Origin of the sequence: Methylobacterium sp. WL1 (assembly GCF_008000895.1) — a bacterium.
In the GTDB taxonomy this organism is placed as follows: Bacteria; Pseudomonadota; Alphaproteobacteria; order Rhizobiales; family Beijerinckiaceae; genus Methylobacterium.
The window spans coordinates 195,272-218,375 of sequence record NZ_CP042823.1 but is presented as its reverse complement, the minus strand read 5'-3'; the positions used below and the strand labels follow the sequence as shown (position 1 = coordinate 218,375).

Genomic DNA, 23,104 nt, shown 5'->3' with positions numbered 1-23,104 from the left:
CGATTCCGTTCCGTTGGCGCTCAGCTCCCCAGCCGATCGCCAGGAGCATCCTGCTGCAACATGGTTAACAACCTGTTGACTTGGGCCGGTCAAATCATCATGCGCAGGCTGCTCGTCAGCTTAGAGGACTATCCGGAGTGTTTCTCCGTTTTACAAAATCTTGGTTGCTATTCAGAGCCCGGCATCAGGGCAAGGAGCTATAAGGTTGGCCGCTATTCGGAACGGCAACTAAATCGGCAACGGGCGTCGTTGCGACGTTCGGCGCCCCCCCCTGCCCTTCGCAGACTCGGTGCGTTGGATCGATCGTCGCCCAGGTCAGCGTCGCGCTCGTCGGCACGGCCATCAGATGGCCGATCGCTGGAGCGGGGTAAGCCCGCAGGCGGATTGCCTACGGACCAGGAATCGTCAGCAGTTGTCGTCACCCGGCTTCACCGGCTGGCCCTGGGGGGCCTTCTTCTCGCCCTTGTCCGCCATGGTGCCGGCGCCGGCGTTGTTCATCGCGCCGACCGTACCGGGCGACTCACCCTTGGCGCCTGGCGTCACCTTCGCGGTCGAACCACCTTCGACGTTCGAGCTGGTGTCCTTGGTCGTAGGGCCATTGGCGCTGGTGGTCGTGCCCACCTTGCACGGGGCCGCGAAGGACGTCGTCGCGGTCAGCGCGAGGATGGCGACGGCGCCCGTCAGCGTAGCAATACGTGGCATAGTTCCTCCTGATTTGGTGAAGGAGGAAGACGCAGAATCGAGCGATAGTTCCGTCAGGAGCTTCAGTCTTCGCGGCCGTGCTCGACGGCAACGTCATTGGGCTCCAGGAGCCAATCCGGGAGGATCGGGACGACCTCTCCAGCCACCTCGCCGGCGGTCTTCAAGGCCGCTTCCGCCTTCGACTCCGGACTTTCGGCCCGAACCTCGGCGAACAGCTTGCGCGCGAGGTGGTCCAGCTCTTCGTCCGATAACGTTTGGCCTGGCTCGACCGACATGGGCTGCCTCTCGATAACGGTTTCGCCGACACTGCCCCGCCGCCCGATCTGAGCACGGGTTGGCGGGACAGTCGCCTACGTCGCCAAACGAACGGGTCTCAGCCTGCGATCCGGTGGAGGGCACAAAGTTTGTTGCCGTCCGGGTCGCGGAGATACGCCAGGTACAACCGGCCGGAGCCGCCTTGGCGTTCACCCGGCGGATCTTCCACCGAAGTGCCACCGTTCGCGACGCCCGCATCATGCCAAGCTTTGGCCTGCTCCGGGCTATCCATGGTGAACCCGATGGTGCCGCCATTCGCGCCACAAGCGGAATTTCCGTCGATCGGCTTGCTGATCATCAAGCGTGCGCCTTTGTGCGTGTAGATCAGGCGTCCCAGCGCATCCTCTGCGCCGGAGCCGGCCCCGCTTGCAGCGAAGAGGGCATCGTAGAACGCTTTCGATCGCTCCAAATCGTTGCTGCCGACCATGATATGACTAAACAAATCGATCTCCCGGCTTTTTCGGTATTACCTATTTTGACGATAAAATTACTTGCCGCCGCCGCTCTTGTACGCATCGATCGCGCTGCGGCAATTCGGTGACATCTGGCTCATGTTCTTCTTGAAGCAGGCGTCCATCTGCGGGCTATTCGGGTCGATGCCGGCGCAGAACGTGATGGCGTCACCCGCACAATAGGTCTGCAGATCCGCATTGCCGCGCTTCGGGGCTTGTGCCGAGGCGGGGACGGCGATGGCGACGAGGCCGAAGGCGAGGATGAGCGTGCGCATTTTTGATCCCTAACCGAAGCGGTTTGTAGCGCCCTAACGAACTCAGCGCCGGTTTTATCCCTCCCCAAACCGGATCTCGCCTTCGGCGCCGTAATTGGGGAGGCATTCAAGGGCGGATGCCCCCTCGGCCGATCGGGATTCGCGCGTGCATTGCGCCCTCGGACAGCCGTCTGCGCCGCGCCCGACAACAGCAGAACCGGCCAGCCGACCTGCGCCCCGCAGGCCGGTGCCGCGCCCTCTTATCGGTAGCCGCCGCCCGGCAGCCGGCCATGGAAGGGCGTATTCCGGCAGTGTCCCCACGGGCCGCGCCAGTAGCCCGGAGGGCACCCGTTCCCGGCACGAACCTGATACCAGCCCCCCGGGAGAGGGCCGAAGTAAGGGGTGTTCCGGCAACGCCCCCACGGACCACGCCACGCGCCTGGTCCGCAACCGCCCGCGACACGGGTAACCGGAGCCGCGCCGCCTAGGTCGGCCGCGATCGGCATCGCTTGTGCCGTTGCGACCGGCAGAGCGGTGAGAGCTGCGGCAACAATCATCGTGTTCATCATCGTCATGATTGTCTTCCTTCCTGTTCGATCACCGAGGTGCTCGCGTCAGCCGCCCAGACAACTTGGAAGTTGTTCGGTCAATGCATTAAATATTGGCGATGAAACGAAATGGTTTCGTAAAATACGACGATGCCATGCGAATGCGACTAACAAATCAGCCGAAGCGAGCGAGGGATTTTACGGTCCGTGCCTTGCCGGGCCCTGACCTGCAATCCAAGGGCAATTTGCCATCGTGCTGCAGGTCAGAGCGACAGAGCCGGTGCCGAGGTTCGGCATCGGTTACGTGTGCTCGGACTGGCCTAGGCGCCATGGCGCCACAGGCGCGGACCTATTGGGTAGAGCATCTGTTGCTACTTCGGATCCGCAAACGTGGATCAGCGAGGTTCTTAGGTGGCAGAACGGCCTTCCAGTCGATACGGCCAGCGCGGCGGTCCCAGCACGCCGCTTGTCTGCGGGATCATCGGTGGCCCAAGTCTCAGGCAGACCGTGCTGATGGCTGGCCCGATGGTGAAGTCGCATCGAACCACCGGCCGTGGAGCCGTGGCTTCAGCAGGCTGCGGAATTGCCGCCAGATCTGACGCTCGCTCGTCCGACCCGCAACCGCCGGCCCATGGCACCAACCCGTAGGAGCGTGCTGTGACCGATTCGACTCCCACCTCAACCCGACTGTTGATCGTCTACTACTCACGCAGTGGCAGCGTGGAAGCGCTCGCAGGCGCCGCAGCGGAAGCTGCGCGGGATGCTGGCGCGGACGTGCGTGTACGCAGAGCGCGCGAAGTCGCCGACGCGGCCTCCATGGCGAAAGTCGACGGGTGGACAGAGAGCGCCGCCCGACAAAACAGCCTGTACGAGGCTCCCACGCACGAGGATGCCGAGTGGGCTGATGCAATCCTGTTCGGCACACCCTGCTACTTCGGAGCGATGGCGACCGAACTGAAGAACTACCTCGATCTGCTCGGTCCACAATGGAAACGCGGGTCGTTGGCCGGCAAGGTCGGTGGTGCCTTCGCAGCCGCATCCTGGCCGCATGGTGGATCCGAAGTCGTCACCCTGTCGCTGTATGCCCCGATGGCGCATCTGGGCATGGTCATCCTGCCGACCGGCTACACCGACGAAGTGATGCTCGAAGCGGGATCACCCTACGGCGCGTCTACCATCGTGGGTTCGAAGAATCAGCCACCCCGGATGGAAGACCTCGATGCAGCCCGCCATCAAGGTCGGCGAATGGTGGCGATCGCCGGTGCGTTGATCACGGCTGGCGAGATGCCGAGCCGCCGTACGGACAGCTAGGCCAAGCCGTCCTCGGCGGCGTGGTCCAGATCGTCCGGTTGGCTTTCGGCATCTTTGACCACGTCCTTGTTCCCGGGCTCGCCCCCCTTCCTTTTTCCGGGCACGTCGTCGTTTCGGCTCTGCACCGTGGGCGGCACGAGGCTCACAGCGTGGGGTTCGTCCGTTTCAGCCATCATACGCCCTCGAATATCGACCGGATCAACGCTTTGATGTTCGAACCGCTCGCTCAAGCCGATCGCTGGGTTCGGTGCCGCTCGTGCCGCCATAGCGCGACGGCGACGCGACGCGCTTCATAGGATCGCCGAAGCGGTGTCCCGAGCCCGCCCTGGCCCTCCGGGGCATAGGCGTACATCAAGACGCCCTCCGGACCATAGGTTCGGCGCATCTCGGCGCGCCAAAGACCGTCTGCTGTCGTCAGGGCAGCCTCCGTGAGAGCGAGGCGGGCACGGTCGGGTGCAGGCGGCGGCTGAGCGATCATCTCGCCCAACGCGCCGATCCTGCAGAGGGTCCCTCGTTACCGACCTGAACGGGTACCGTTTCGAACGTAGGCTCAGGCCTTACGCCTGCGCCCGCGATCGGCAGTCGAAGTTGGCGTGTCGATCCACGGGTCAGTCCTATGGTTTTCGTATAGGCGTTTGGTTGAATTAGAATATTATCCGACGAAATAAAAATTCGCAGCGATCGAACTCGATCATAAAAGTATCAGGTCGTCACGATCCTCAGCAACGCTTTCCTCCGAGGACGAGACGGAGTGAGTGGGCTAGTTCATCGCGCCGGTATGGTTTGTTCAGGACAGGAAGATCGCCGCGCCCGATCACCTGTCCCTCTTCGAGGTTTGCCACGTAACCCGAGGTCAGGAGGACCTTGAGGCCGGGCCGGAGGCGCTGCGCCTCGATGGCGAGCTGCGAGCCGTTCATGCCGCCCGGCATCATCACGTCGGAGAACAGGATGTCGATCCGCTCGACGCCCTGGAGGTGGACGACGGCCTCGGCGGCGTTGCGGGCCACCACCACGCGGTAGTGGAGTTCCTCGAGGCTTTCGACGGCCATGCCGAGAACCTGCTCGTCATCCTCGACCAGAAGCACGGTGTCGCCTTCGGTAGCCCGACGAAGCGGGAGGGTGCCGCCGCCGGTGCCAACCTCGTCTCCGGCTGGCTCGGCCGAACGTGGGAATAGGAGGCGGAACGTGGTGCCGACACCAAGCTCCGTGTCGATGCCGATGAATCCACCTGCGCTGCGGGTGAAGCCGTAGACCTGGGACAGGCCGAGGCCTGTTCCTTTCCCGACCTCCTTCGTCGTGAAGAACGGTTCGAACACCCGAGCCATCGTCTCGGGGGTGATGCCGCTGCCCTGGTCGATCACAGAAACTTCGACGTAGGCCCCCGGCGGTACGCCCTTGCCGGCAACCGCCGCGGTATCGAGGTGCAGGTTCCGGCTCCGCACGACGATCCTTGAGCCACCCCCCTCCATCGCGTCGCGCGCGTTGACCACAAGGTTCAGGACCGCCGCCTCGAACTGCGCCGGATCGATCCGGATCGGGTCGATGAGGGCGTCGAGATCCAACCGGAGCTCCAGTGCGCCGCCGACCGCCCGCTCGGCCAGCGGCTTGAACTCGGTGAGGAGGCGGTTCGGGTTGATGGTCTGGGGCCGCAGCATCTGCCTGCGCGAAAACGCCAGGAGTTGCTGGGTGAGCTGCTCGCCGCGCCGCGCCGCATTCATCGCGGCTTCCGCCAGGCGGACGACGCGCTCGGTGTTCTCCGGCTTGCGGATCATCATGTCGAGGCCGCCCACGATGACGGTGAGCAGATTGTTGAAATCGTGCGCCACGCCTCCGGTCAGCTGCCCGATGGCTTCCATCTTCTGGGCCTGGCGCAGGGCCTCCTCGGTGTTTCGCTGATCGGTCCGGTCGACGACGATGCCAGCCATACGGACAGGGCGTCCGTCGTTTCCATACTCCACCTGACCCTTGGCCGCGATCCAACGGATCGCGCCATCGGCCCGCGACATCCGGTATTCGATGTCCAGTGTCCCAGTCCCGACCGCCGTGGCGAAAGCGGTCTCTACCAAGAGCCGATCCTCCGGCACGGTGTGGTTCAGAAACTCGGCCATGCCCCACGACGCAATCGGCACGTCGTAGCCGAAGATCGCATCGTGTCGGCGCGAGCGTCGTGCCGTATCGTTGACGAGATCGAGATCCCACGACCCCATGCCGGCGGAATCCAGCGCGAAGGCCAGGGTCTCGCGCGCCGCTTCCACCTCGCGCGTACGCTCCTCGACACGACGTTCCAAAGTCTCGTTCGCGATGCGCAGCCGCTGCTGGGCATCCTCGCGTTCCCGGATATGCTGCCGAGCCTGGTATTGGCGGCGGCGGACTCGCAAGGCCGAGGAGACCGCGCTGAGGAGCGTTTCCGCGTTGATCGGGCGTTCCAGCAGGACGACGTTGCCGAGGCGTTCGATCATGGCGGCGGCCGAGGAGGTGCGTCGTCCGGCCTGCCGCGTCGCCAGCATGATGAAGGGGAAGTCCGACCACGGCGGCTGGGACGAGACCCACGCGTTCAGCGCTGTGGGATCGACGTCGAGAAGCGCCTCTTCCGTCACGATCGACGTCGCAACGGAGGTGCGTAGGCCGTCGAGCCATGCGTCGCCATCGGCACAGACGGTGGTGAAGACGTCGGATTTGTACAGCAGCTGCGCCATGACGATCGCGTCGCGTCCGCGCGGCGCAAGGATCAGGACGCGTTCCCCGTCAGGGTCGAGAGACGGCATCACGGCGCCTCCGCCGCGTCGCCGCCGGGGATCAGCGCCACCTTGCCGTCGTAGGTCGGCAGGCCGGACAGGATGCCTTGGAAATCGGTCAGGGCGGCGCCGACCTGCAGGCCGATGGGGGAGAGCTTGAGCTCCCGAATGGTGCGCTCATGCGCGTTGACGCGGCTCTTCACCACCGAGAGAGCGGTCCGAACCGAGCCATTGGACTCAAAGTACCGGAACAGGAGGATGCCGTCGCTGAGATAGCTGAGGTCGATATCCGATCGGACGTCGCCGATCACGCCGTGCTGACCGAGAACCAGCAGGGTCGTTGCGCCCTTCTGGTTCAGGTAGTTCAGGAGTTCGTGCATCTGCAGGACGAGGTGTTCCTCGCCGGGCATGGCGTGGATATACGCGTTCAGGCTGTCGAACACGACGAAGCTGGCGCCCCGCGTCTCGACGGTGCCGCGTACCCGGCAGGCGAATTCACCGGGCGAGAATTCGGCCGGCTCGATCTCGTCGATGACCAGCCTGCCGCTGGAAAGATGCGCGTCGAGATCCATTCCCAGCGCCCTGGCGCGCGTGAGCATGGTCTGCCGACCCTCGTCGAACAGGAAGTAGGTCGCCTTGTCCCCGCGATCCAACGCTTCCAGCATGCAGCGGACCGCCGTGGTGGTCTTCCCGACCCCCGAGGGACCGAGCAGCAGGGTATTGGTCGAGGGAGCTAGCCCTCCACCCAGGAGAAGGTCGAGCTCATGCGAGCCTGTCGATGCCGGGGTCATATCGAACTTCGCGGCATGATCGTTCGCAACGAGGCTGGGGAAGACTTCGACGCCGCCGGTATCCAGGACGAAGTCGTGCATTCCGCCGTGGAACTTGACGCCGCGCATCTTCAGGACATTGAGACGCCTGCGTGCGGCGCCGAAACCGCGCCGGATCTGCTCCAGCATGATCACCCCGTGGGCGATGCTGTGGAGTTGGACGTCAGCGGTCCCATCATCGAGCAGGAGAACCGTGCATTTCCTGGACGCGAACATCTGCTTCAAGGCCAGGATCTGGCGCCGGTAGCGGAGAGGGTTCTGGGCCAGCAGGCGAAGCTCGGACAGGCTGTCGAAAACGACCCGCTGCGGTTTGAGGCTGTCGACGCGGTCGATCACCTCGCGCACGGTTTCTCCGAGTTCGACCTCGGACGGATGTAGGACGGATTGCTCGCTGTCGGGGTCGAGGCAGAGTTCGTTGACGAGTTCGTAGACCTCAATGCCGTCCAGAGACCACCCGTGTGTCCCGGCAGCGAAGGAAAGCTCGTCGGCGCTTTCCGAAAGGGTGACGTAGAGACCCTTTTCCCCGTGGGCGACGCCGTTGAGGAGGAACTGAAGGCCGACAGTCGTCTTGCCGGTCCCGGGCGTCCCTTCGAGCAAGTAAAGGCGGCTGCGCGTTAGCCCACCATCGAGGATCTCGTCGAGGCCATCGATCCCCGTCGACAGGATGTCGCGAGGCCGGGGGACGTGCGTCGTAACGGACTCGGCCATCGGGCCCCATCTGGATAGCGGCATCCGGCTCCCGCATCAGGAGCTCCCGGGTACCTTGGGAGACGTGTTCGGACGACAACTCCGGCTTGGCGGTTTGGTCCCATCGCAATTGCCATGACGTGAGCCCGGATTTGTCGTGGGGCAGCAGCCCCCTAACAGGGCTTCGATCACACCGACGACGCCGTGGGTGCAATCGTTGCGCGCGGCGGGACGAGGGCGGTCAGCGCGTCGGCACGAGCTTGGACCGCCGCGCTCGAATCCGACGCGTCGCGTCACACCCCGGTGCGGGAAGCGCCGCCCGGAGACGTGGCCGAGGCGGGCCAGCAACCACTGCGCGGTCACCGTGTTGTCGGGGGCACCCGAACTCCGCATCCCGTCACATCGCGGCCTTGCGTCGGCGAGCGCATCCGTTCCCGACAGCGAGCCGCCCATGACCGACACCCGTACGCTCCCGCCTCATGTCGGCGACGCCCGCCGGCTGGAAGCGCTTCGCGAGTATGACATCCTCGACACGCCTCCCGAGAAGGGGTTCGACGATATCGTCGAGCTGGCTCGGCTGATCTGCTCCGCCCCGGTCGCGCTCGTCAGCCTCGTGGCGGGCGACCGCCAGTGGTTCAAGGCAAAGTCCGGGTTTGCCTCGTGCGAGACATCCCTCGACAAATCGATCTGCGCGCATGTTTTGGGTGCACCGGACCTTCTGGTCATCCCGGACCTGTCGCTGGACCCTCGCACGCGAGACAATCCACTGGTCACCGGCGAACCGAGCCTCCGCTTCTACGCCGGCGCGCCGTTGGAGGCCGTCGACGGTCAGCGCCTCGGCAGTCTCTGCGTGATCGACTTGGCTCCTCGACCGGACGGTCTCACGGACCGGCAGGCGACAGCCCTGCGCGCGCTCGCCGGACAGGTCATGTCACAGATGGAGCTGCGCCGCTCGGTCGCCGAGCGCGAGGGCCTTCTCTCCGGCCAGGCCGCGCTGATCGATCAGCAGAACGCGCTGATCGCCGCCCAGGCCGCCGTGACCCAGGCGGCCGGGGATCGCGACGTCATTCTCGATACCCTTGTGGGCGGCGTCATGGCCGCGGTCTCCCAAACCGAAGGGGCGGTGATCGAACTGCGCGAGGGCGACGAACTGGTCTACCGCTCGGCACGCGGTGCGCTCGGCGCCCACGTGGGGCTGCGCGTCCCGATCGCCGGCAGCCTCTCAGGCCACTGCCTGATGAATGCCAAGCCGGTCCTCTGCCCGGACCTCCTCGTCGATCCCCGGGTCAGGCGAGACCTCGTCGAAGCGCTCGGCGCCCGCTCGGCCGTCTGCGTCCCGATCCTCCGCGGAGGCGAGGCCGTCGGCGTCCTGAAGCTCCAGTCCAGCCACCCCGATGCCTTCACCGGCCTCGACCTGCACGTCGCCTCGCTGTTCGCCGGCACCATACCGGCCGGGCTGGCGGAAGCCGGCGAGGCCGAGGCGCGCCGGGGCATGCGGGCGGGCGAGGCTACTCTGCGGACGGTGATGGAGACGCTCCCCGTCGGCGTCCTCATTGCGGAGGCGCCGTCCGGACGCATCGTCGGTCACAACGCCCGCGCCGGAGCGATTCTCGGGCACGAGGTGGCTGACGATACGACCGGCGAGCGGCCGGAACGCTGGATCGGGTTCCACGCCGACGGGCGCCGGGTCGATCCCAAAGAATGGCCGCTGGCCCGGGTGGCGCGGGACGGCGAGCCGCGCGCGGATCTCGAGGTGGACTACCAGCGCGGTGATGGAAGCCGCGCCTGGGTCGGATTCTCGGCTGTGCAGATGCGCGACATCGACGGTCGCTCCATCGGCGCCGTCATGGTGGTGACCGACATCGACGGACGCAAGCGGGACGAGCTACATCTGGCTGCCGCCAAGCAGGCCGCGGAGGAGGCCAACCGGGCCAAGAGCGAGTTCCTCGCCAACATGAGCCACGAGCTTCGGACGCCGCTTTCGGCGGTGATCGGCTACTCCGAAATGCTGCAGGAGGAGATGGAGGACGGCGGCCACGACGACCTGCTGCCCGACATGCGCAAGATCGAAGCGAACGCCCGCCACCTCCTCGGGCTCATCAACGACGTGCTCGACCTCTCGAAGATCGAGGCCGAGCGCATGGAGACCTACGTCGAGGACTTTGCCGTCGACGCCATCGTGCGCGACGTCGCGGCGACGGTGGAATCTCTCGTTTCCGCCAAGGAGAACGCCCTATCCTTGGACCTCGCCGCCGACCTCGGCGACGCGCGCACCGACGTGACCAAGCTGCGCCAATGCCTGATCAACCTCCTGAGCAACGCAGCCAAGTTCACGGAAGGCGGACGGATCACCCTGTCGGCGGAACGGGGCGAACGCGACGGCGTCGATTGGCTGACCTTCCGGGTGAGCGACACCGGAATCGGCATGAGCCCGGATCAGCAGGCACGGCTGTTCGAGCGGTTCACGCAGGCCGACGCCTCGACCACGCGGAAGTTCGGCGGGACGGGGCTCGGCCTCTCCATCACACGGGCGTTCGCATCCATGCTGGGCGGCACCATCGCGGTGGCCAGCGAGGCGGGGCGTGGGACGACCTTCACGGTGTCGGTGCCGGCGCGTATCGCCGGAACGAACGACGCACCTCAGGTGGACGAGGATACCGGGCCGACGCCGTCCAATGACGCATCCGGGCGGGGCGTCGTCCTCGTCGTGGACGACGATCCTGCAACGCGCGATCTCCTGACCCGCTTCCTCAAGCGCGACGGGTTCCAGGTCGCGGCCGCCGTCGACGGCAGGGAGGGCTTGGACATGGCCCACCGCCTGCGGCCTCGGGTCATCCTCCTCGACGTGACCATGCCGCAGATGGACGGCTGGTCGGTCCTCCGTGCGCTCCGTGGCGATACCGAACTCGGAAACACGCCGATCATCATGGTGACGGTGCTGGGCGAGCGGAACCTCGCGTTCTCCCTCGGCGCCACGGACTACCTGCAGAAGCCGGTGGATTGGGACGAACTCCATGGCGTGATGGACCGCTTCCGTCCCCAGGACCATGAAGGTCCGTTGCTCGTCATCGATGACGATGACGACACGCGTGACCGGATGGCGGCGAGGCTGTCCCGGGAAGGCTGGCGGATCGTCGCCGCCGAGAATGGAAAGGTCGGGCTCGCCGCCGTCGCCGCCGAGCGGCCGTGCCTCGTACTGCTCGACCTCATGATGCCCGAGATGGACGGCTTCACCTTCCTGAGCATCCTGCGGGCCAAGCCGGAATGGGGCTCGATCCCGGTCGTCGTGCTGACCGCCAAGGACGTCGACGGCGAGGACCGGCGGCGACTGGCGGGGCAGGCCGACAGCGTCCTGCGCAAGGGCCAAGTCGGCCTCGACGAATTGCCAGCGCTGCTGCGCTCGGTGGTCACGTAGCCCGGGGCTGCGGCAAAGCCTGCAGACGCGATCGGGCGCTGCCGAGCCACCGGCGCGAGAGCCATTCCCTATCGCGTTGCGCTCGGGAGCTGCTCCAAGTCCTTGATCCGATACGTTCGCCGACGCTGGATCCGTATCCGGTTCGGCGGCGAGCGCTCCCGCCGGAAGCGGGCCTTCACGATTCGGAGATCGACCGAAGACCGCAGTCGTTCGGTGCTACGACCGCCCCCCACGCACCGGAAGTCCTATGGTTCACACCGGATACAATCCTCTCCTCGTCGCACTCTCCATCATCATCGCGATTTTCGCCTCGTACGCAGCCCTCGATCTCGGCGCGCGGGTCCGGCGCCCCGACGCCGGACCCCGCTGGGCCTGGGGCGCCGGCGCCGCAGTGGCGATGGGCGGCGGCATCTGGTCGATGCATTTCGTCGGCATGCTGGCCTTCGAAATGGGGATGGTGGCCGCCTACGATCTCGGACTGACCCTCCTATCCCTGCTGATCGCGGTGGGCGTCACCGCCGGAGCCTTCGCTTGGGTCGCACGCAGGGGAACGGGCGCGGGTTCGCTGCTGGTCGCCGGCCCGCTCATGGGCCTTGGCGTCGCGGCGATGCACTACACCGGAATGGCGGCCATGCGGGTCCCCGGCAACCTCGCCTACGATCCGGCCGTGGTGGCGGTGTCGGTCGCCATCGCGGTCACCGCTGCCACCGCTGCGCTATGGCTCACCTTTCGCCGCAACCGGCCCTGGCAGAAGCTCGCGGCCGCCTGCGTGATGGGGTTGGCGGTCGCCGGAATGCACTACACCGGGATGGCCGCGGCGACCTTCACCGCGCAGGAGGCCGGCGCTCATGCGCCCCACGTGGCCACCCTCGCGGCGGGCCAGCGCGACCTCGCTTTGGCGGTGGCGGGCGTCACCTTCCTCATCCTGTTCCTGGCGATGATCGCCTCCTCGCTCGACCAGCGCGGGGTGCAGCGCCGCCTGCACGTCAGTGAGGCGCGCTTCCGCTCCGCCGTCCGGGCCGTGAACGGCGTGATGTGGACGACCGATGCCACGGGGCGCTTCGTCGAGGAGCAGGCGGGATGGGCCGCCATCACCGGGCAGGCACCGGAGACCTACATGGGCGCGGGATGGGCCGAGGCGATCCATCCCGAGGACGTCGCCGCGACGGTCGCGACCTGGACCCAGGCGCTGCGTGACGAGGCCCCCTACACCGTCGAGCATCGCGTGCGCACCGCCGAAGCCGGCTGGCGCCGCTACGTGGCCCGGGCGGTGCCGGTGCGTGATGCCGACGGGACGGTTCGGGAGTGGGTAGGGGTCCATGAGGATATCACCGAGCGCCACGCGTTCGAGGTCGCGCTCAAGGAGGCGCGGGACGCCGCCGAGGAGCACAGCCGGGCCAAGAGCCGGTTCCTGGCCAACATGAGCCATGAACTCCGCACCCCTCTCTCGGCCGTGATCGGCTATTCCGAGATGCTGGAGGAGGAGGCGGAGGAACTCGGGCAGGAGAGCCTCCTGAAGGATCTCGGCAAGATCAAGTCGAACGCCCAGCATCTCCTCGGGCTGATCAACGACGTGCTCGACCTGTCGAAGGTCGAGGCTGAGAAGATGGAGCTCTATCCCGAGGACATCGACGTCGCCGCTTTCGTCGCGGACGCGGCCGCCACGGTCGAAGCCTTGGTGAAGAAGAAGGGAAACGTCCTCGTACTCGACGTGGGCGACGATGCGGGCCAAGCCCGCACGGACGCGGTGAAGCTGCGCCAGTGCCTGTTCAACCTGCTCTCCAACGCGGCCAAGTTCACCGAGGGCGGCACCATCACCCTGGAAGCCGGACGGGAGACGGGCCCCCGTGGCGACTGGCTCCGGTTCACGGTCCGGGATACCGGCATCGGCATGAACCCCGAGCAGGTCGGCCGCCTGTTCGAGCGGTTCACGCAGGCCGACGAGAGCACCACGCGCAACCACGGCGGGACCGGGCTCGGGCTGGCGCTCAGCCGTGCCTTCGCTCAGCTGCTCGGCGGCGACATCACCGTGACGAGCGCGACGGGTGAGGGAACGAGCTTCACCCTGCGCGTGCCGGCGGCAGCACCGGACCGGACGGTCGATGACGGGCCGGACGCGGTGCCGGAGAACGGCGAACGCACGGGGGACTTGGTGCTCGTCATCGACGACGAGGCGTCCCAGCGCGAGCTCATGACCCGGTTCCTCGAACGCCAGCGGTTCTCCGTGCGCACGGCTGGGGACGGGCGCACCGGCCTCGATCTCGCTCGGTCGCTCAAGCCCCGCGCCATCCTCCTCGACGTGATGATGCCCGACATGGACGGTTGGTCTGTGCTCGCGGCCCTCAAGTCGGACCCAGAAACCGCCGGCATCCCGGTGGTCATGGTGAGCTTCGTCGCCGACGCGACGCTCAGCGCCTCGCTCGGAGCCGTCGATGCCGTGCCGAAGCCGGTGGACTGGGGACGTCTCCGGACGATCCTGGACCAGTTCCGGGCCGCAGACGGCGATGTCCTGGTGGTCGACGACGATGCGGACATGCGGCACCGTCTCCGGACCGCCCTCGAACGCAACGGCTGGAGCGTCCGCGAGGCCGGCGACGGCCGTGAGGCGCTGGATCAGGTCGGGCTCGGCGTGCCGCGCCTCATCCTCCTCGACCTCACCATGCCGGTGATGGACGGGTTCTCGTTCCTCGACCGTCTGAGAAGACTGCCGGGTTGCGCCGACGTCCCGGTGGTGGTCCTCAGCGCCCGGGATGTCACGGCCGAGGAGCGCGACCGGTTGTCGAAGGCCGACCGCGTCCTGCGCAAGGGCGATGCCAGCCTCCAGGACATCGCCACCGCATTGCGCAAGCTCGACAACCGCCAGGAAACCAGCTCGGCCCAGGATCACTAGTTCGACTACGTCCGTGGCCGAGCGACGGGAAACCGAATCCCATCATTCAAGCGTAACTGATTGGGAATCAAACTGGTTTCGCCAGCAATGTTTCTAGGCCACCCCTTATATTCCGTATGACGTAAGTATAAACCGGATCAATATCGTAAATTATCAATCGCAACTGTGCTAGGTCTGGCCAAAGAAAAGGTGTCGATGCCGGAAAGCAGGCCATCCGCGCTTCCGTCTGCTTGCAAAGGTGGTTGCAGCTCGAGCGTTTACCGCCGAAATAAATCCCGGTTCGGTGGATGTGAGCGCATCGGATCACGGACTTAATACCGTCCCCGATGGCAATGCGCTCGCAAGCGGCTCTCAGGGAAGCGGCGGGGACCCACCAAGCCGAAATAGCAGTAGATCCGGGTCTCTGATCAAGTACTCTTCTGAAAACGCTTGGCTCTCGCGGCGTCGCGCCGGGACGGTGCGCTCCGCATCTCGGATCCCAGATGTCGTCGCAGCGTGAGCGCGACCGCGGTCGAGCGCCAGGGTCGGCGCGCGACATCGACGATGGGGACGGCTGAGAGGACCTCCGGCCTCACCGTGTCTGCGGCCGAGAGCGAGAGGACGATCGGACGGTTCACGATCGCGGCGGCCCGGCGGGCGAAGGCGAGACCCAACGGACCCGACGGCCTGTTTTCGACGATCAGCAGGTCGAAGCGCTCGGGCTCCGCGCGCAGGGCCGCCAGCGCTGCTTCCGTGTCGGTGTAGCCGATGGGCTCGTAGCCCAGGGCCGCGAGGGTCTCCTCATCCTCCTGCACAGCCGCGCGCACGCCCCCGACAACCATGACGGTTGCGCCGGCGACCGAGGTGGCGGTTTCTGCCTGCGGGATCACGGGCAACCACACCTCGAACGTGCTGCCCTCTCCCACTGCGCTGTGCACGTCGAAGGCCCCATCCTGCTCCTGGACGAACTCGAAGGCGGTGGCGAGCCCGAGCCCGGTTCCGGCCGGACGGGTGGTGAAGAAGGGCTCGAAGATGCGCGCGAGCGTCCCGTCATCCATTCCGCGGCCGGTATCGGCCACGCGGATACGGACGTACTCGCCCTCTGGCAGCTCACCGTGGGAGACGGTTCGCCGCTCGGGTAGCCGGACGCGCGCGAGCTGCACGTCGACCGCCGCGCCCGGTTCGGAGGCCTGCATCGCGTTACGGATGAGGTTGTGGACCACCTGCTGCAGCTGTGCCGGCTCGCCATCGACGACCGCGCCTTCGGCAGCCCCCGTCAGGCGGATCGTGGTCGGGTCGGCGGTCGAGGTTCGGATCTGCGCCACCGTCTCGGACACGATCGCATCCACCGCGCTTGTGCTCTGGGCGGCGCCGCCCCGCCGCCCGTAATCGAGGATCTGCGCCGCGATCTCGTGCGCGCGGCCACCCGCCTGGACCAGAAAATCGATCTGCTTGCGAGCCCGTTGCGGATCGGCCGGCAGGGCGTCCGCTGCGATCTCGGCATGGCCGAGCATCACGTTGAGCACGTTGTTGATGTTGTGCGCCACGCCGCTTGCGAAGATCCCGATCGCTTCGAGCCGTTGCGCTCGCCGAAGGGTCGCCTCGATCTCGCGGCGCTCCGCCCAGACATGCTGCCGCTCCAGGGCGGCCCCGAAGCTGTCGGCGACGACCTGCAGGAGGCCACGCGAGTGCCGCATCCAGGGCGGCAGGGTGCTGCTGGTGCGCTCGAAGCACAGCACGCCGACGATTCTGCCCTGCCGACGCATGCGCGCGCACGTGAATGTGGTGACCCCACGCCGTGCGAGGGCTTGAAGCAAAGCCGGAGGGCCATGCCGGTCCGCCGTTTCGATGAAGATGTAGTCTTCCGGGGCGGCCGTGATCTCGGGCACCAGGGCCCGTTGCGCATCTGGCCATCCGCAAGGCGCCCGATGCCCCGGCCGATTCCAGAGATGCACCGCATCCGTGCCGTCGAGCATGAGGACGTAGCAATTGTCCGTCCCCGCTCCTTCGCCCACGATGGCCATGGCATCGACGATGTGGCCTTCGATCTCGTCGGGCTGGCTGGCGAGAAACAGGTTGGTGGCCCGCGCCACGACGGCTTGGAAAACGATCGTCCGGCGCAGGATCACGGTGCCGGCCCGCATCAGGAAGCCGACGCGAACCACCAGGGCGAGCAGCGCCAGGGCCGCCGCGTAGAGGGCGAGTCGGAAACCGTCCGCGCGGGCCTGCCGCCGGTCCTTGAGGGCGCGGCGGGCCTCCAGCAAGGCTTGCCGCGCCGCCTCGCTCGACGCTGCCGGAAGGGAGCGGGTGATGGTGTCGACCTGCGGCAGCAGATCCAGGAGTTGATGGCCGTGCAGGACGATGGCGCCTATGTCCGCACCCCTGTCCGCTCCCCAGGGGGCCGCAGCGAGGGCGTCGAGCCGGGCGCGGATGGCGTCGAGCCGCTCGGGGCTCGCGTCCCGGGCAAGCTCCGAGACCCGTATCTGCAGGGCGGCGACCGCGCGGGCGAGCCGGGGATCGATATCCGGCTCGGACATGCGGTCGCTGAGGGAGTCGAAATAGGCGATCGAGTTCTGCACGAGGGCGTTGCCGGTCTTGAAGCGCTCGACCATCTGCGCCTCCCGGCTGATCGCCTCGGCCAGAACGTGCATCTCGCCATCGTCGAGCCCGTTCGCCGCGCGCATGCCGGCCAGCGCCGCGCGCATGTCCCGGAGGTGGGCCACGATCGGATCGTAGTTGCGCAGGAGCCCGGTCCTGGCGCGGAGCACGTCGTGCTGCATCCGGGACTCCGCGAGGGCGATGGCGTCGATCGTTCGCTGGGTCCGCACGTAGGCGGCGTCCATCTCGCCTTTGCCGTTGATCATCAGCCACGTGAGAAGCGCGGCCAGCAGCGCGCCGAGGACAGCGGCCTGCGCGGTCAGCCTCATCGTTGCGGCACCGCGGAGGGCGCGTTCGGAGCCGTGAGGGGGCGTCCCGCGTAAGAGCCGGTCAGGGTCCCGAGGAACGCCACGATCGCGTCGGTCTGCGAAGCCGTCAGCTCCCGGCCGAGCTGGGCCCGCGCCATGAGCCGCACCGCCTCGGGTAGCGTCGCGATGCCGCCATCGTCGAAGTAGGGGGCCGTGACCGCGACGTTGCGCAGGCTGGGGACCCGGAGCACCTCGGCGGCCTTGTTGGGGATCGTGACGAAGATCCCGACCTTCTCGAACAGGTTTCCGCCGACATTGACGCCCTGGTGGCAGGCGGCGCAGCCGATGCCCCGGAACAGGGCGAAGCCCGCCCGCTCCGCCTCGGTGATGGCGTGGGCGTCGCCGCGCAGCCACCGGTCGAAGCGGCTGTCGGGGGTGAGCAGGCTGCGCTCGAAGCTGTTGATCGCGTCGATCACGGCCTCCCGATCGGCCTCCCGGCCGTAAGCGGCGCGGAACGGCTCGGCGAGCGCCGGATCGTCGCGGATCACCGCAAAGATATCGGGCCACGATCCGCCCAGGAATTCCGGTCGCGTCAGGGCGAGCTCGGCTTGGTCCTGCAGGGTCGGGATATCGCCCGCCCAGCCGAGGCGGAAGCTCAGTGCCGCATTGAAGGCTGTGGGCGTGTTGCGCGGGGCGGGCGTGCCGTCGGCGGTGAGATTCCGCGCGACCGCGCTCGCGCCGTTGCTGCGGATGTCGTGGCAGGTGATGCAGGCTCGGTCGCCCCCGCGCGACAGCCGGGTGTCGGTGAACAGCATCCGGCCGAGTGCGATCCGGTCCGGATCCGACCCGAGGCTGCTCGGGACCGGCGTGATGACGTCCAACGCCTCCACAGCCTCGGCCGGAAGACGGCCGCCGGCCGGCTGCTCCTGGGCGAACGGCGGCAGGACGGCCAGGGCGCTGCCCACGAGGCCAGCCACGAGAGCGGCGGCGGCGGACCGGGCCAAGCGCGGCAGGGCCACGGCTACAGTTTCTCGACGTGCGCGGCGAAGACGTAGCCGACGCCGCGCTCGGTGACGATCAGGCGCGGTGTGCTGGGATCCGCCTCCAGCTTTCGGCGTAGCCGCAAGATCTGGACGTCGATGCTGCGGTCGAACACGTCTTCGTGGACGCGGGTGGCCTGAAGGAGCTGCTCGCGGCTAAGTGGACGCTGAGGGGCGTCCAGGAAGGCCACCAGCAGCGCGTATTCGCCCTTGCTGAGGGCGACATCCGCGCCCGCGGGGTTGGTGAGCCGCCGGCGACGCCGGTCGAGAACCCAATCGTCGAAGCGGCTCCGGTGAGATTCCTGGGCCCGGGCTGGAATGGGTACGACCTCGGCTCGCCGCAGGATCACCCGCACCCGGGCGAGCAGCTCACGCAAACCGTAGGGTTTGACGAGGTAATCGTCCGCGCCGAGTTCGAGTCCGATCACCCGGTCGATCTCGTCCCGGCGGTGACCGGTAGTGATGATCACCGGCAGGTCGCTCCTGGCGCGCAGGTCGCGCAAGAGATCCAGCCCGTTCTCCGACCCCAGTCTCAGGTCGAGCACGACGAGATCGAAAGTGCCTTCCGCAAGCCGCTTCTCCGCCTCCGCTCGGTCGATCGCCGGGGTGACGTCGACGTCGTGGTCGGCGAAGTGGTCCGAGACGATGCGCTGCATGCCCGCATCGTCCTCGACGAGGAGGATGCGCGTCGTGCCGGGACGTGCGCTCCGCCCGTGACCCCGGTCCAGACTGGGTTCGATCATGGCCAACTCCGCTTCGCGGCAGCCTGCCGCGACGGCACGATCTCGATGCGCCGGCTCAAGGACAAAGGCAGCTGCCCCGGATTGGGGGACTGCGCCGCCCAGGAGACCGACCCATCCTTCGCCGACCCACCCCGGCCGCCCTTCAGGGGACGTCCGGGCGTCGGGCCTTGCACGGCGAAGCTGATATCATGCCCCCCAAAGGATTGCGCCCTTCATATTGTGCGGGGCAACACAACACGAGCATTCGCCCTGGACATAGCTGTATCGGACGAACGAAAAGACGTTTTGTTACAGCTGTAATATGAATTGATGCTGACCGACATGGCGATGTAACTCGAAAATACAATGGTCGACTTTTCGTAGTGGAGAGGCGGCCATGATTGATGCCGTGATCGCGGCGGTCTGCCCGCGCAGCCGCAGACACTTCCGTAAGTCCGGACCAGATTGGCGGGATCCCGTAGCGGACACTGGGCAGCCGCCGGGCAGCCGATCCCGGGATCGTACCGGCCCGACTCCACCGTTGGTCGCTGGCCCCTCAGCGGGACGTGGCGCCTTCGCATGGCTGCTGGAGGCTTTGACGATCGGCTTCGCCTACGGCGGATGTATCCACCATACGCATCCAGATTATATCGAATTTCTTGTCAATATTAGTGCGCAGTATCGGCACCAGCAATGCTAATATCGATTAATATCGACGTAATAAATTCAATTTCTGAGATGTATTAGCTGAAATACAATCCGAAACAACGCCTTCATGTGCGATCGTATTGGGAGATCAAGACCATGCCGCTTCATGTCTTATGTATCTCATGGGGAACCGCGGGCAATCTTAGCCCTGTGCTTACGGCAGCCCGGCAGTTGCACCGGGCGGGCCACCACCCGCGCGTCATGGCCGAGTTGGCGATGCGTGGCGAGGTCGAGGCGGCCGGCTTCCCGTTCATCGGGTGGCGCCGGGCTCCGACCGGCATCGATGCCGACCCGGCCGATTTCTCGGATCTGGCTGACTGGCTGCGTAAGACCATGTTCGCGCCGGCGCGTGCCTACGCGGCGGATACGCTGGACGAGATCCGCCGCGTTCCGACCGACGCCGTCCTGAGCATCGATCTCCTGGTCGGCTGCGCCCTTGCGGCCGAGGCCGCCGCACTGCCGCACGCAGTCCTGTCGCCGCATGTCAGCATCCGTCCGCTACCCGGCATTCCGACAGCAGCCAGTGGCTTGGCGCCGCCGCGGAACGCGGAGGAGCAGGCCGCAGTGGAGGCAGCGAAAACCGCGATCGTGTCCGCGATGGAACAGGGAAGGCCGGTGCTCAACGCCGCACGGCGCGCCTTCGGGCTGCCCCCGGTCGCCACCGCGTTCGCGCACTTCGAAAAGGCGGAGCGCGTCCTCCTGGCCATCAGCCGCACCTTCGACTTCGACACCGAAGCGCTTCCTGCCAACTATCGGTACATTGGGCCGTTGCTCGATGAACCGGGCTGGTCCCGCGGGGCTCTGACCGCATGGCCCGAGGCGCGCCGGCCCCGGATCCTCGTCGCCGGCAGCACCGGCGCCCAGAACCAGACCGACCTCCTGCGGCGCATCGCGTGTGCCCTCGGGACGGTCGATGCCGAGACCGTCGTGACCACCGGCCACAATGTCGTGGCGGAGGATCTCGCTGCCCCGGCCACCATCCGTGTCGTGGGGGCGGCCTCCCATGACGCCCTCATGGCAGAGGCGGATCTGGTGGTGTGCCAGGGCGGTCACGGCACCGTCAGTCGCGCGCTGCTGCACGGCGTGCCCCTGCTGGTCATCCCGCTCGCGCGCGACCAGGCTGACAACGCCGCCCGTATCGCCCAGCGCGGCGCCGGCCTGCGTCTTCCTGCCGGGGCGCTCGAGACCGAGATTGCGACGGCGGCCCGCCGGCTTCTGGCGGAACCGAATTTCCGGGCAGCCGCGAGGGTCCTCGGCGCGGCCGTACGGGCGGATCTCGACGCGGCCGGCCTCGTCCGGGAGATCGAGGCGATGACAGCGTCGCACAGGGCTTCGGATCGGGGCGGAGACCGGCGTTGGGCCTGATCCGGGCCCTCGTGCCGGGGCATCCCCGCATCCGCCCCGGCTCAGCCGCCTTCTCGGCCCTGCTCGGGCTGTTGGCGGCCCTCCCGACCTTCGGGATCGACATGATCCTGCCGAGCCTGCCGGACACGGCGGCCGCGCTGCATGTCCCGCCGTCCGCGATGGGCGCGGCCATGAGCGCCTACCTGCTCGGCTTCGGGTCGGCGCTGCTGGTCTACGGTCCGGTCTCGGACCGCCTGGGCCGCAAGCCCGCCGTCGCCTGCGGCTGCCTGCTCCTCATCGGCGGCAGCTTCGGCTGCGCTACGGCGCGGACGTTGCCGCACTTCCTATTGTTCCGCGCCCTCCAGGGGATCGGTGCCGCGGGCCCGGGCATGGCGGTCCTGGCGATGGTGCGGGACTTGTTCAGGGGCGAGGCGGCGCGCGCGCAGATGTCGTTCGTCGTCCTCATCATCAACGTTGTGCCGATGGTGGCCCCGGCGGTGGGCGCGGAAGTTATGGATCTCGGCAGTTGGCGTCTGATCCACGCCGCGCCGATCGCCGCCGCCCTCGTGGCTCTGGTAGGGATCCGGCACATCGACGAGCCCCTGCGGCGGCGGCCCGGTCCCGAGCCGGCGGCCACCGGGATCCTGCGCGGCTACGGCCGGATTCTGGCGAGCGGGGCTTTCCTCGGCCACGCGCTGTGCAACGCCGCGGCGGCAGGCGCGGTCTTCGCCTACATCACCGGTTCCGCACTGGTGTTCATTGACGCCCTCGGCTTCAGTCCGCTGGCCTACGGGCTGGTGTTCGGGGCGAGTTCCTTGTCGGTGATGGGCGGCGCGTTCCTGAATGGGCGCCTCTCGGCCCGGGGCATCGCTCCTGAGCGGGTGATCGGTGCCGGCCTCGTTTTGGCGACGAGTTCGGCGGCAATCCTCCTCGCCGCCACGCTGATCGGACCTCCCGTGGCCCCGCCGGTGATCGCCGCGATGGTCGGCGTGGCCCTGGCCTTCGGCCTCATCTCGCCCAACGCCATGCACGGCGCCACGGATGTCAGCCCGGAAGCCGCAGGCTCGGCCAGCGCCGTCGCGGTCTTCCTTCAGATGGCCAGCGCGGCCTTCGCGAGCGACGTCGTCGCCCGGTTCTTCGACGGCCGGTCGGCTCTGTCGATGGCCGCCGTCATGCTCGGCTGCTGCCTCACGGCGTTCGCCGCCCATGCCGGCCTCACGCGGCCGGCACGGCGGCAGCCCTCATCCCCCTCCCCCTCCCGACAGAACGGAGAGCCTGCATGACCTTCGACCCACCCTCCTGGCAGCCGCGCCACCTGACGCGCGACGGCACCCGGCTTGCCCATATCGACGCCGGACCGCTCACGCCTGTCGGGCATCCCTTGCTGCTGATCAACGGCTGGACCGGCGATCATGGCATCATCACGCCGCAGATCCGGCACTTCTCGAAGACGCACCGCGTCGTGGCGGTGGACCTGCGCGGCCATGGCGCCAGCGACGCGCCGGAGCAGGACTACACGATGGAGGGCTTCGCCGAGGACATCGCGTGGCAATGCCGGACGCTGGGCTTGGTAAAGCCGCTGGTCATCGGCCACAGCCTCGGCGGCGCGGTGGCGTTGGAGCTGTGTGGTCGCCATCCCGACCTCGCCGCCGGTCTCGTGATGATCGACACGATCGTCCTGCCCTCGCCCGACGCGGCGGGCATGGCCGAGATCGAAGGATTGTTGGCGGGCGTCGGCAGCCCGGATTACCGGAGCGTCGTGCGCAACACGGCCTGGGCGATCGGCTGCGATCACGACCATCCGGCGCGGCGGCAGGCACTCTTCGACACGTTCATCCTCGGCCCCTGCCTGAGAACGCCGCAGCATGTGGCCTATTCGGCCCTCAGCAACATGGTACGGCACCACGATCCGGTGCCGGCGGCGCGCGCCTGCCGGATACCTATGGCCTACATCTCGGCGGACGTGCCCCTGGTGGAGGCGGCGCGCGATCTCGACCGACTGCGCGAACTCTGCCCGCAACTCGTCACGGCCAAGACCCTGCTCGCAGGCCATTTCAACACGCTCGAGGTGGCCGACCAGGTCAACGCGATGATCGAGCGCTTCCTGTCGGTCGGCCTGACGACCCGCGCGCCGTAGACGAAGGTGGCGCGAAGGCCTTCGGACGGGCTCCGTTCGTCCTGCAACGGCGCGGGCATGCGCACCGTACCTCGCTCCCTGGAAGGAGAGCGGCCCGCGCCCTCCCGAACCCGCGGTGTTGGGTCCGAA

The 23,104-nt window shown here is 67.3% G+C and carries 16 protein-coding genes; 6 read left to right on the top strand and 10 right to left on the bottom strand.

Annotated elements, in window-relative coordinates:
* Positions 1-405 precede the first annotated feature (405 nt).
* The 4 genes from FVA80_RS01280 to FVA80_RS01265 form a co-directional block, all read right to left on the bottom strand.
* Positions 406-702 (bottom strand): hypothetical protein, encoded by a 297-nt coding sequence (locus FVA80_RS01280; RefSeq protein ID WP_147908547.1) that lies wholly within the window; start codon positions 700-702, stop codon positions 406-408.
* Positions 703-764: 62 nt separating this feature from the next.
* Positions 765-977, bottom strand: coding sequence for a hypothetical protein (locus tag FVA80_RS01275; RefSeq protein ID WP_147908546.1), 213 nt, complete (start codon positions 975-977; stop codon positions 765-767).
* A 98-nt stretch (positions 978-1,075) separates the two neighbouring features.
* A complete protein-coding gene (locus tag FVA80_RS01270) occupies positions 1,076-1,459 on the bottom strand; it encodes a VOC family protein (RefSeq protein WP_147908545.1) in 384 nt (127 codons plus the stop codon).
* 45 nt (positions 1,460-1,504) lie between these two features.
* Positions 1,505-1,744 (bottom strand): 3',5'-cyclic-nucleotide phosphodiesterase, encoded by a 240-nt coding sequence (locus FVA80_RS01265; RefSeq protein ID WP_147908544.1) that lies wholly within the window; start codon positions 1,742-1,744, stop codon positions 1,505-1,507.
* Positions 1,745-2,928: 1,184 nt separating this feature from the next.
* Here FVA80_RS01265 and wrbA point away from each other — a divergent pair.
* Positions 2,929-3,582: an NAD(P)H:quinone oxidoreductase gene (gene wrbA / locus FVA80_RS01255; RefSeq protein ID WP_147908543.1), complete on the top strand. Its 654-nt coding sequence runs from the start codon at positions 2,929-2,931 to the stop codon at positions 3,580-3,582.
* Here the strand turns inward: wrbA and FVA80_RS01250 are convergent.
* The 3 genes from FVA80_RS01250 to FVA80_RS01235 all read right to left on the bottom strand — a co-directional run bounded on the left by FVA80_RS01250 (position 3,579) and on the right by FVA80_RS01235 (position 7,855).
* Entirely contained in the window at positions 3,579-3,812 is a 234-nt protein-coding gene (locus FVA80_RS01250; RefSeq protein ID WP_147908542.1) for a hypothetical protein, read from the bottom strand. The genes wrbA and FVA80_RS01250 overlap by 4 nt on opposite strands.
* Before the next feature lie 489 nt (positions 3,813-4,301).
* On the bottom strand, positions 4,302-6,347 hold the full coding sequence (locus FVA80_RS01240; protein WP_147908541.1) for a hybrid sensor histidine kinase/response regulator: 2,046 nt from the start codon (positions 6,345-6,347) through the stop codon (positions 4,302-4,304).
* Positions 6,347-7,855 (bottom strand): ATPase domain-containing protein, encoded by a 1,509-nt coding sequence (locus tag FVA80_RS01235; RefSeq protein ID WP_147908540.1) that lies wholly within the window; start codon positions 7,853-7,855, stop codon positions 6,347-6,349. Before FVA80_RS01235 ends, FVA80_RS01240 begins: the two co-directional genes overlap by 1 nt.
* A 430-nt stretch (positions 7,856-8,285) precedes the next feature.
* On the opposite strand from FVA80_RS01235, the gene FVA80_RS01230 reads away from it, so the two are divergent.
* Both FVA80_RS01230 and FVA80_RS01225 read left to right on the top strand, forming a co-directional pair.
* The gene (locus FVA80_RS01230) at positions 8,286-11,249 is read left to right on the top strand and encodes a response regulator (protein WP_147908539.1); all 2,964 of its coding nucleotides are present in this window, start codon (positions 8,286-8,288) and stop codon (positions 11,247-11,249) included.
* Positions 11,250-11,496: 247 nt separating this feature from the next.
* Complete coding sequence (locus FVA80_RS01225) at positions 11,497-14,139, top strand: MHYT domain-containing protein (RefSeq protein WP_147908538.1); 2,643 nt, start codon at positions 11,497-11,499, stop codon at positions 14,137-14,139.
* A 407-nt stretch (positions 14,140-14,546) separates the two neighbouring features.
* Here the strand turns inward: FVA80_RS01225 and FVA80_RS01220 are convergent, their stop codons facing one another.
* From FVA80_RS01220 to FVA80_RS01210, 3 genes are read right to left on the bottom strand one after another with little or no spacing between them, the layout of a single operon-like run.
* Positions 14,547-17,045, bottom strand: a complete 2,499-nt coding sequence (locus tag FVA80_RS01220; RefSeq protein WP_147908537.1) for a two-component system VirA-like sensor kinase — start codon at positions 17,043-17,045, stop codon at positions 14,547-14,549.
* Positions 17,042-18,043, bottom strand: a complete 1,002-nt coding sequence (locus tag FVA80_RS01215) for a cytochrome c peroxidase (protein WP_246692224.1) — start codon at positions 18,041-18,043, stop codon at positions 17,042-17,044. Before FVA80_RS01215 ends, FVA80_RS01220 begins: the two co-directional genes overlap by 4 nt.
* A 2-nt stretch (positions 18,044-18,045) precedes the next feature.
* A complete protein-coding gene (locus tag FVA80_RS01210) occupies positions 18,046-18,807 on the bottom strand; it encodes a response regulator (RefSeq protein WP_147908536.1) in 762 nt (253 codons plus the stop codon).
* 888 nt (positions 18,808-19,695) lie between these two features.
* Here FVA80_RS01210 and FVA80_RS01205 point away from each other — a divergent pair.
* The 3 genes from FVA80_RS01205 to FVA80_RS01195 are packed head-to-tail and all read left to right on the top strand — an operon-like array spanning position 19,696 to position 22,975.
* Positions 19,696-20,859, top strand: coding sequence for a nucleotide disphospho-sugar-binding domain-containing protein (locus FVA80_RS01205; protein ID WP_246692223.1), 1,164 nt, complete (start codon positions 19,696-19,698; stop codon positions 20,857-20,859).
* Positions 20,850-22,121 carry a multidrug effflux MFS transporter gene (locus tag FVA80_RS01200; protein WP_147908534.1) on the top strand — a complete coding sequence of 424 codons (1,272 nt, stop codon included), beginning with the start codon at positions 20,850-20,852 and terminating at the stop codon, positions 22,119-22,121. Before FVA80_RS01205 ends, FVA80_RS01200 begins: the two co-directional genes overlap by 10 nt.
* Positions 22,118-22,975: an alpha/beta hydrolase gene (locus FVA80_RS01195; RefSeq protein ID WP_147908533.1), complete on the top strand. Its 858-nt coding sequence runs from the start codon at positions 22,118-22,120 to the stop codon at positions 22,973-22,975. Before FVA80_RS01200 ends, FVA80_RS01195 begins: the two co-directional genes overlap by 4 nt.
* The last annotated feature ends 129 nt before the right edge of the window (positions 22,976-23,104 follow it).

Excerpts from the sequence above, each read along its gene's own strand:
- FVA80_RS01280 (WP_147908547.1), bottom strand. The coding sequence starts at position 702 with ATGCCACGTATTGCTACGCTGACGGGCGCCGTCGCCATCCTCGCGCTG.
- FVA80_RS01275 (WP_147908546.1), bottom strand. The coding sequence starts at position 977 with ATGTCGGTCGAGCCAGGCCAAACGTTATCGGACGAAGAGCTGGACCAC.
- FVA80_RS01265 (WP_147908544.1), bottom strand. The coding sequence starts at position 1,744 with ATGCGCACGCTCATCCTCGCCTTCGGCCTCGTCGCCATCGCCGTCCCC.
- FVA80_RS01240 (WP_147908541.1), bottom strand. The coding sequence starts at position 6,347 with ATGCCGTCTCTCGACCCTGACGGGGAACGCGTCCTGATCCTTGCGCCG.
- FVA80_RS01235 (WP_147908540.1), bottom strand. The coding sequence starts at position 7,855 with ATGGCCGAGTCCGTTACGACGCACGTCCCCCGGCCTCGCGACATCCTG.
- FVA80_RS01230 (WP_147908539.1), top strand. The coding sequence starts at position 8,286 with ATGACCGACACCCGTACGCTCCCGCCTCATGTCGGCGACGCCCGCCGG.
- FVA80_RS01225 (WP_147908538.1), top strand. The coding sequence starts at position 11,497 with ATGGTTCACACCGGATACAATCCTCTCCTCGTCGCACTCTCCATCATC.
- FVA80_RS01220 (WP_147908537.1), bottom strand. The coding sequence starts at position 17,045 with ATGAGGCTGACCGCGCAGGCCGCTGTCCTCGGCGCGCTGCTGGCCGCG.
- FVA80_RS01210 (WP_147908536.1), bottom strand. The coding sequence starts at position 18,807 with ATGATCGAACCCAGTCTGGACCGGGGTCACGGGCGGAGCGCACGTCCC.
- FVA80_RS01205 (WP_246692223.1), top strand. The coding sequence starts at position 19,696 with ATGGCCGAGTTGGCGATGCGTGGCGAGGTCGAGGCGGCCGGCTTCCCG.
- FVA80_RS01195 (WP_147908533.1), top strand. The coding sequence starts at position 22,118 with ATGACCTTCGACCCACCCTCCTGGCAGCCGCGCCACCTGACGCGCGAC.